This is a genomic window from Pseudomonas sp. 2VD (genome assembly GCF_005503585.1).
GTDB lineage: Bacteria > Pseudomonadota > Gammaproteobacteria > Pseudomonadales > Pseudomonadaceae > Pseudomonas > Pseudomonas aeruginosa.
Genome location: NZ_SCND01000290.1, coordinates 1 through 7989 on the forward strand (window position 1 = coordinate 1; position 7989 = coordinate 7989).

Consider the following 7989-nt stretch of genomic DNA (forward strand, 5'->3'; position numbering starts at 1 on the left):
GTCCGGACTTGAACCCCGAACTTCCCCCTCCCCATACGAAGCTCGGGGTTTTTTTTGCCTGGAATTCAGGCTTCCTCGAACGCCTCTTGTTCCTCGTCCAGCAGGCCCAGCCATTGCGCCAGGACCATTTGCGCCTCGTCGACGCCCTGGCGCTTGGGCGCGGAGAACAGTTGCAGGGTGGCGACGTCGCCCCAGCCTTGCTGGACTTCCCGGCGTACCTTGAGCAGGGCGTTCTTGGCCGCACCGAAGGCCAGCTTGTCGGCCTTGGTCATCAGCACATGGATCGGCAACTGGCTGGCCTGGGCCCAATCCAGCATCAGTCGGTCGAAGTCGGTCAGCGGGTGGCGGATGTCCATCATCAGGAACACCCCGGCCAGGCTTGCGCGGCTGCTCAGGTAGGCTTCCAGGTGGCGCTGCCAGTGCTGCTTCAGGGGGATCGGCACCTTCGCGTAGCCGTAGCCGGGCAGGTCCACCAGGCGCCGCGAGTCGTCCAGGGCGAAGAAATTGAGCAGTTGGGTACGTCCCGGGGTTTTCGAGGTGCGCGCCAGGTTGGCGTGGGTGAGGGTGTTCAGCGCGCTCGACTTGCCGGCATTGGAGCGCCCGGCGAAAGCGACTTCCAGGCCCTCGTCGGGGGGGCACTGGTCGACCTGGGCGGCACTGATGAGAAAGCTGGCCTTCTGGCACAGGCCGACGATGGGGTTCTTCTCTGACATGGGTTATCCACAGGGGTGCGACTCGGTGTCGCGGGGGGCTGTTTCGTTTCCGTTTCGGTATCGGAAGTATATAATGCCGCGGATTTTGTGTGCGCTTTATCCCCCAGGGTCGAGCGCGCGCGGGAACGGACAGAGCATTTTCCGCGCGGTAGAACGCGGGCGTTCCCCCTGATGAGGACGATCATGAAGAAACTGCTGCTCGCAGCGACAGTCGTTGCGGTGGCCGTTACGGCGCAGGCGGCGCAGGACCCGGAAGCAGTGTTCAACCGGACCTGTGGCGCGTGTCACGACGGCCAGCTGCCGATGGCGCCGAAAAAGGGCGACCATGCCGCCTGGGAGCCGCGGCTGGCCAAGGGCATGCCGACCCTGGTCCAGCATGTGACCAACGGATTCAACGCCATGCCGCCCCGCGGCCTGTGCACCGACTGCAGTGCCGAAGACTACCAGGCAACCATCCAGTGGATGGTGAAGAAGTAGCCGAAGCCCACTATCTTTCACCCTTAGCCGTAATTGGATTAGCTGATGAACAAACTTCTCGTGAGTCTGCTGTTGACCCTGGGTCTGACCGGCCTTGCCCATGCCGCTGGCGATGCCGCCGCGGGCCAGGCGAAAGCCGCGGTATGCGGCGCCTGTCACGGTGCGGATGGCAACAGCCCGGCGCCGAACTTCCCGAAACTGGCCGGCCAGGGCGAGCGTTACCTGCTCAAGCAGATGCATGACATCAAGGACGGCAAGCGTACCGTGCTGGAAATGACCGGGCTGCTGACCAACCTCAGCGACCAGGACCTGGCCGACATCGCCGCCTACTTCGCCAGCCAGAAGATGAGCGTCGGCATGGCCGATCCGAACCTGGTGGCCCAGGGCGAAGCGCTGTTCCGCGGCGGCAAGATCGCCGAAGGCATGCCGGCCTGCACCGGTTGCCATTCCCCGAGCGGCGTCGGCATCGCAACCGCCGGTTTCCCGCACCTGGGCGGCCAGCACGCGACCTACGTGGCCAAGCAGCTGACCGACTTCCGCGAAGGCACCCGCACCAACGACGGCGACACCAAGATCATGCAGTCCATCGCCGCCAAGCTGTCGAACAAGGACATCGCCGCGATTTCCAGCTACATCCAGGGTCTGCACTGATCGCTGCGTAGCACGGCAAAAAAGATGTATGAAAAAGGGTGGCCTCGGCTGCCCTTTTTTGCGTCCGCCATCGCTACAATGCTGGAACCCGTGACCGCTCCCCCCGGTCGAACTGACCGGGCCGAACCCGGCCGGAGAGCGGCACTGACCTCGCCTAGGAGTGAACGATGCGTAACCTGATTCTCACCGCCATGCTGGCCATGGCCAGCCTGTTCGGCATGGCCGCCCAGGCCGACGACTATACCGCCGGCAAGGAATACGTCGAGCTGAGCAGCCCGGTGCCGGTGTCCCAGCCGGGCAAGATCGAAGTGGTGGAACTGTTCTGGTATGGCTGCCCGCATTGCTACGCGTTCGAGCCGACCATCGTGCCGTGGAGCGAGAAGCTGCCGGCAGATGTTCATTTCGTGCGCCTGCCTGCCCTGTTCGGCGGTATCTGGAACGTTCATGGGCAGATGTTCCTGACCCTGGAAAGCATGGGTGTCGAGCATGACGTACACAACGCCGTGTTCGAGGCGATCCACAAGGAGCACAAGAAGCTCGCCACTCCGGAAGAAATGGCCGATTTCCTCGCCGGCAAGGGCGTGGACAAGGAAAAATTCCTGAGCACCTATAATTCCTTTGCCATCAAGGGCCAGATGGAAAAGGCCAAGAAGCTGGCGATGGCCTACCAGGTCACCGGCGTACCGACCATGGTGGTCAATGGCAAATACCGCTTCGACATCGGCTCCGCCGGTGGTCCGGAGGAAACCCTCAAGCTGGCCGACTACCTGATCGAGAAAGAGCGCGCAGCGGCCAAGAAGTAGGCAAGGTGATTCGGCATGTTGCGCCGCTGGCAGCGTGAACCTCGGGTCGCAGGCAGCTGCGACCCGCGAGTGAACCCCTCCTGTGACGATTCGCGGGAGTTGCCCGACGACGGCCGCCTGCGCCTTCTCAGCTTCAACATCCAGGTCGGTATCAGCACCGAGCGCTACCGCCACTACCTGACCCGCGGTTGGCAGCACCTGCTGCCCCACGCGGGGCGGGCGACCAACCTGAAGCGGATCGGCGAACTGCTCGCCGACTACGATCTCGTCGCCCTCCAGGAAGCCGACGGCGGCAGCCTGCGTTCCGGCTACGTCAATCAGGTCGAGCACCTGGCCCAGTTGGGGGCGTTCCCCTACTGGTACCAGCAGCTCAACCGCAACCTCGGGCGTATCGCCCAGCACAGCAACGGCCTGCTCAGCCGCTGGCGGCCGACCCTGCTGGAAGATCATCCGTTGCCCGGTCCGCCGGGACGCGGCGCGATCTTCGTGCGCTTTGGCGAAGGCGCCGACGCGCTGGTGGTAGTGATGATGCATCTCGCTCTCGGCGCTCGCACCCGCACCCGCCAGCTCGCCTATATCCGCGAGCTGATCGGCGACTACCGCCACCAGGTGCTGATGGGCGACATGAACACCCATGCCGTCGATCTTCTGGAAAACTCGCCCCTGCGCGACCTCGGCCTGATGGCGCCGCAGGTCGAGGCGACGTTTCCCAGCTGGCGGCCGCAGCGCAATCTCGACCACATCCTGCTCAGTTCCGATCTCGCTCTCGAGCGGGTCGACGTGCTCGACCAGCCGATCTCCGACCATCTGCCGGTATCGGTGGAGATTCGCCTGCCGGACAACCTGCGCGACAAGGCCTTGGTCGTGCGCGGGGATGCCGGGAGTCCGCCATGAGTCGCGACGACGTCCAGCGCTGGAAAGACAAGTACCTGGAGAACATCGAGCAGCAGGAGCGCCTGCAACGGCGCTGGGATGCCCGCATCGACCTGCTGCGTCGCGGCCTGGTGCGTAGCAGTCTGGCGGCCGAAGGCAGCGACAAGGCGGTCGACCAGTGCATGAAGGAGCTGCGCGAGATCCTCCGTCGCGACGACATGGACGCCGGCCTGTCGGGCCTGATTCCGCGCCTGGAAAAGGCCGTGCTCGACTCCGAACAACGCCGCCAGCAACGCACCCAGCAGAACATCGATGCCCTCGGCGAACTGGCCCAGCAGTTGCTGGCCCTGAACCTGCCGCGGGAACTGCGCAAGCCGCTGAAGCAGTTCGCCCGCGATATCGAGGAGCGCGCCCGGCAGTCGCGCGAGATTCCGATCCTGCTCAGCGAGCTGAGCAGGCTGCAACGCCAGGCGCTGGCCGAGCGCAAGGGCGGCGATGCCGAAGACGGTCGCCCGAGCCTGTTGCAACGCCTGTTCGGCGGCAAGGAGTCGGAAACCGCCGCGGAGCCGAGCGCATCGGTGCCGTCCGTTGTGGCGGCAAGCAATACACCGATCCAACCGGCGGCGGCCGCGCCGTCCCTGCCGGTCGCCGAGCACGACGAGGCGCCAGGCGGTCCGCCGCAGCCGTTGCCCGCCCGCACGGTCGCCGCCATCGAAAGCGCGCCAGCGGGTTGGGTCGGGGTCGCCGAGCGTGGCGAGCCGAACCAGATCCTGCTGGATGAGCCTCGGGAAATCTGGCTCGACAGCCTGCCGCTACCGGCAGGCCTGAGCTTTAGCGAGACGCTGGAAGACGCGGGTGCGGAGTCGCCGCCCGCAGTGCTGGCGGACGTTGAAAGCGCGCCCGAAGCTCCGGTCACCCCTGTGGATAACCTCGACGGGCAGGCGGTAGACGAGGCCTACGAACTGCCGCCGCCGATACCGGAGCCCGGCTACAGCGCGGTGGCGCCGCACATCGAGGCCAGCCTGCTGCGGCTGCTCGACGGCCTGTCCCTGCCGAGCAGCCACCAGCCCCAGGCCGAGGCGCTGCGGGAGCGGATCGATGGCAGCCTGAACTGGTATGAGCTGGTGCCGGTACTCGACGACCTGGCGGTGCTGGTGCTGTCCCTGGCGGACAGTGGCCAGCGCGACTTCGAGGAATACCTGCGGCAACTCAACGAGCGCCTGGAAAGCTTCCTCGGCCACCTGGGCGACGCCCACGCCGGCTATACCGACGTGCTGGACAACGCGCGCGGCTTCGACCAATCGCTGCGTGAGCAGGTCAGCGGCCTGCAGGCCAGCGTGCAGCAGGCGACCGACCTGAACAGCCTCAAGCTGGCGGTGGACAGCCGGCTGAACGGCCTGCTCGCCTCCATGGACGAACACCAGCGCGAACAGGCCGAGCACGAACAGGAGGTGTCCGGCCGCCTGCAGGCGCTGATGGAACGGGTCAACAGCATGGAACAGGATGCCAAGGCGTTCCACAGCCACCTGGAGGACCAGCGACAGAAAGCCCTGACCGATCCGCTGACCGGGCTGCCCAACCGCGCGGCGCTCAGCGAGCGCCTGGAACAGGAGGTGGCGCGCCGGCACCGGGACGGCGGCGATCTGCTGCTGGCGGTGCTGGACATCGACCACTTCAAGCGGATCAACGACGACTTCGGCCACCTGGCCGGGGACAAGGTGCTGAAGATCATTGCCGGCGAATTGCGCAAACGGTTGCGCCAGGCCGATTTCATCGCCCGTTTCGGCGGCGAGGAGTTCGTCGTCCTGCTCCCGGCCACGTCCCTGGAAGCCGGCCGGCAACTACTCGAACGGCTGCGCGCGGCGATCGCCGCCTGTCCGTTCCATTTCAAGGGCGAGCCCCTGAGCATCACCTGTTCCGCCGGCATCACCGCGTTCGAAGGCAACGAGGCCGGCGAAGTGGTTTTCGAGCGCGCCGACCAGGCGCTGTATCGAGCCAAGCGCGCCGGCCGGGACCGCCTGGAAGTGGCCTGAAGGGCGACCAGCGCACATTCCGGCGACTCGGGACGGGCTCGCCTGCAGGTGTTGCCGCGGCTCGCTAGAATGGTCCCGCCCGGTAGAATGACCGGCTGTCCCGCTCTGGAAACTCCCATGGATATGTTCGGCGTCGCCGTCCTGATCTTTCTGGTCACCGATCCCTTCGGCAACATCGCCGTGTTCCTCGCCGCGCTGAAAGGCGTCGCCCCCGGGCGCCGCTTGCGCGTGGCGTTTCGCGAGCTGGCCTTCGCCCTGGGCCTGCTGCTGCTCTTCCTCACCCTCGGCGAGCACATCCTCAGCGGCCTCGGCCTGTCCCGCGAGGCGACCGGGATCGCGGGTGGCATCATCCTGTTCGTGATCGCCATGCGCCTGATCTTCCCGTCGCCCCAAGGGCTGCTCGGCGAAGTGCCCGACGGCGAGCCGCTGCTGGTACCCCTGGCCACCCCGGCGGTGGCCGGGCCCTCGGCGCTGGCGATGCTGATCACCCTGCGCACCACCTTCGACGGTCCGCTGTGGGAGCTTTACCTGGCGGTGGTGCTGGCCTGGGCCGCTACTGCGCTGATCCTGCTGCAGGCGGCGTTCCTCCAGCGTTTCCTCGGCCCGCGCGGGCTGACCGCCATCGAGCGCCTGGCCGGCATGCTGCTGATCATGCTCAGCGTCGATATGCTGTTGGACAACCTGCGCAGCGTGTTGCACATCGCCGCCTGACCGCGCTGCCCATTTTTTTCGGAGTCATCATGCGTTCGTTCGTTCTACTGGCTTTCACCCTGTCGCTGCTGGCCGGCTGCTCCAGCGGCCCGCGCCTGAACACCGACTACACCTCGGCGAACCAGGACAGCCGTGTCCAGTTCATCGTCCTCCACTACACCTCCACCGATCTGCCGCATTCGCTGGGCATCCTCACCCACGGCGGCGTCAGCGCGCACTACCTGATCGGCGACGACGAGCCGGCCACCGTCTACCGCCTGGTGGATGAGAACCGCCGCGCCTGGCACGCCGGGGTCAGTGAATGGCAGGGCCGGACCTGGCTGAACGCCACCTCGATCGGCATCGAGATCGTCAACCAGGGCTATCGCGATACACCCCAGGGGCGGGTCTGGTATCCGTTCAGCGAAGCGCAGATCCAGGCGCTGATCCCCCTGCTGAAGGACATCGCCAAGCGCCACGGCATCACCCCGGACCGGATCATCGGACACAGCGATATCGCGCCGGGCCGCAAGGTCGATCCGGGTCCGCTGTTCCCCTGGAAGCGCCTCGCCGACGCCGGCCTGGTGCCCTGGCCGAAGCCCGGCGAATTGGCGCGCCGGCTCGCCGAACTGAACGGCCAGCTGCCGGATGTGCGCTGGTTCCAGCAGCAGTTGGCGCGGCACGGTTACCTGGTGCCGCAGACCGGCGAGCTGGAGAAGGACACCCGCGACGTCATCGGCGCTTTCCAGATGAAATACCGTCCGGCCCGCTTCGATGGCGAGCCGGACCTGGAAACCGCCGCCCTGCTGCTGGCGGTGCCGACTTCCTGAGGCCTGTGGAAAGCCTGCCGGGAGCGGCCCCGGTCACACCGGCAGCAGCATGTAGAAGCGCGCGCCTTGGCCCGGTTGCGAGCGCACCGCGATGCGCCCGCCATGCAGCTGGATGATTTCCTTGCACAGCGCCAGGCCGAGGCCGGCGCCGCCCTTCTTGCGTCCGACCTGGACGAAAGGCTCGAAGATCCGTCCTTGCTGGCTGAAGGGAATGCCTTCGCCATTGTCTTCCACCGCGATCAGCACCCGGTCGCCCTGGCGCCGGGCCTGCAGGTGGATCTGCCCGCCTTCGCTGCTATGGCGCAGGGCGTTTTCCAGCAGGTTGTCGATCACCCGCTCGATCTGCAGGCGATCGAGCTGCAGGCGCGGCAGTTCATCGCCCAGCTCCAGTTGCAGCGAGACCCGGCGGGCCTCGCCCTTGGGAGTGAAACGCTGCTGCGCCTGGGTGAGCAGGTCGACGAGGTCGCAGGACGCCAGTTCGAGCTTCTGCATGCCGGTCTGGTAGCGCGAGAAGTTCAACAGGTCGTTGATCAGCAGGACCAGCCGCGACATCTCTTCGTCCACCGTCTGGATCAGGTCCGCTTCCCGCGACTCCGCGGGGAAGTCCAGGCGTTCGCGGAGCAGGCTGAAGGCCATCTGCATGCCGGTCACCGGCGTGCGCAGTTCGTGGGAGGCGCGCAGGACGAATTCGCTGCGGACCCGTTCGAAGGCGCGCTGCTCGGTCACGTCGCGGACCACCAGCACCGCGCCGACGCTATGCCCGCCGGGATGGGTGACCGGATACAGCGACCAGGCCAGCAGGCGCGACTCGACAGCATCGACGACGGCCTGGTGATCTTCGACAACCAGGGGCGCATCGAACACGCCAACCCGGTCGCGATCCGCCAGCTATTCGTCTCCAACGACCCCCATGGCAAGC

General features: G+C 66.3%; 8 protein-coding genes and 1 pseudogene. 7 read left to right on the forward strand and 2 right to left on the reverse strand.

Going from position 1 to position 7989, the window contains the following annotated elements:
- Window positions 1–65: 65 nt before the first annotated feature.
- A complete protein-coding gene (yihA, locus tag FFS27_RS24450) occupies window positions 66–713 on the reverse strand; it encodes a ribosome biogenesis GTP-binding protein YihA/YsxC (protein WP_003096980.1) in 648 nt (215 codons plus the stop codon).
- A 183-nt stretch (window positions 714–896) separates the two neighbouring features.
- Between yihA and FFS27_RS24455 the strand changes: the two genes are divergently transcribed.
- The 7 genes from FFS27_RS24455 to ampDh2 all read left to right on the forward strand — a co-directional run bounded on the left by FFS27_RS24455 (window position 897) and on the right by ampDh2 (window position 7070).
- A complete protein-coding gene (locus FFS27_RS24455) occupies window positions 897–1190 on the forward strand; it encodes a c-type cytochrome (RefSeq protein ID WP_003096979.1) in 294 nt (97 codons plus the stop codon).
- Window positions 1191–1235: 45 nt separating this feature from the next.
- Entirely contained in the window at window positions 1236–1841 is a 606-nt protein-coding gene (locus FFS27_RS24460; RefSeq protein ID WP_003102831.1) for a c-type cytochrome, read from the forward strand.
- A gap of 167 nt (window positions 1842–2008) precedes the next feature.
- Window positions 2009–2644 (forward strand): thiol:disulfide interchange protein DsbA, encoded by a 636-nt coding sequence (dsbA, locus tag FFS27_RS24465; protein WP_003096976.1) that lies wholly within the window; start codon window positions 2009–2011, stop codon window positions 2642–2644.
- A 15-nt stretch (window positions 2645–2659) separates the two neighbouring features.
- A complete protein-coding gene (locus FFS27_RS24470) occupies window positions 2660–3538 on the forward strand; it encodes an endonuclease/exonuclease/phosphatase family protein (protein WP_003096975.1) in 879 nt (292 codons plus the stop codon).
- On the forward strand, window positions 3535–5550 hold the full coding sequence (gene dgcP / locus FFS27_RS24475) for a diguanylate cyclase DgcP (protein WP_003110561.1): 2016 nt from the start codon (window positions 3535–3537) through the stop codon (window positions 5548–5550). Before FFS27_RS24470 ends, dgcP begins: the two co-directional genes overlap by 4 nt.
- A gap of 117 nt (window positions 5551–5667) precedes the next feature.
- Window positions 5668–6261 carry a MarC family protein gene (locus tag FFS27_RS24480; protein ID WP_003102836.1) on the forward strand — a complete coding sequence of 198 codons (594 nt, stop codon included), beginning with the start codon at window positions 5668–5670 and terminating at the stop codon, window positions 6259–6261.
- 29 nt (window positions 6262–6290) lie between these two features.
- Complete coding sequence (ampDh2, locus tag FFS27_RS24485; RefSeq protein ID WP_003096970.1) at window positions 6291–7070, forward strand: N-acetylmuramoyl-L-alanine amidase AmpDh2; 780 nt, start codon at window positions 6291–6293, stop codon at window positions 7068–7070.
- A gap of 33 nt (window positions 7071–7103) precedes the next feature.
- On the opposite strand, the pseudogene FFS27_RS24490 reads toward ampDh2, so the two are convergent.
- A pseudogene (locus FFS27_RS24490) lies at window positions 7104–7895 on the reverse strand (sensor histidine kinase); the annotation flags it as partial.
- Between the last annotated feature and the right edge of the window lie 94 nt (window positions 7896–7989).

Excerpts from the sequence above, each read along its gene's own strand:
- yihA (WP_003096980.1), bottom strand. The coding sequence starts at position 713 with ATGTCAGAGAAGAACCCCATCGTCGGCCTGTGCCAGAAGGCCAGCTTT.
- FFS27_RS24455 (WP_003096979.1), top strand. The coding sequence starts at position 897 with ATGAAGAAACTGCTGCTCGCAGCGACAGTCGTTGCGGTGGCCGTTACG.
- FFS27_RS24460 (WP_003102831.1), top strand. The coding sequence starts at position 1,236 with ATGAACAAACTTCTCGTGAGTCTGCTGTTGACCCTGGGTCTGACCGGC.
- dsbA (WP_003096976.1), top strand. The coding sequence starts at position 2,009 with ATGCGTAACCTGATTCTCACCGCCATGCTGGCCATGGCCAGCCTGTTC.
- FFS27_RS24470 (WP_003096975.1), top strand. The coding sequence starts at position 2,660 with ATGTTGCGCCGCTGGCAGCGTGAACCTCGGGTCGCAGGCAGCTGCGAC.
- dgcP (WP_003110561.1), top strand. The coding sequence starts at position 3,535 with ATGAGTCGCGACGACGTCCAGCGCTGGAAAGACAAGTACCTGGAGAAC.
- FFS27_RS24480 (WP_003102836.1), top strand. The coding sequence starts at position 5,668 with ATGGATATGTTCGGCGTCGCCGTCCTGATCTTTCTGGTCACCGATCCC.
- ampDh2 (WP_003096970.1), top strand. The coding sequence starts at position 6,291 with ATGCGTTCGTTCGTTCTACTGGCTTTCACCCTGTCGCTGCTGGCCGGC.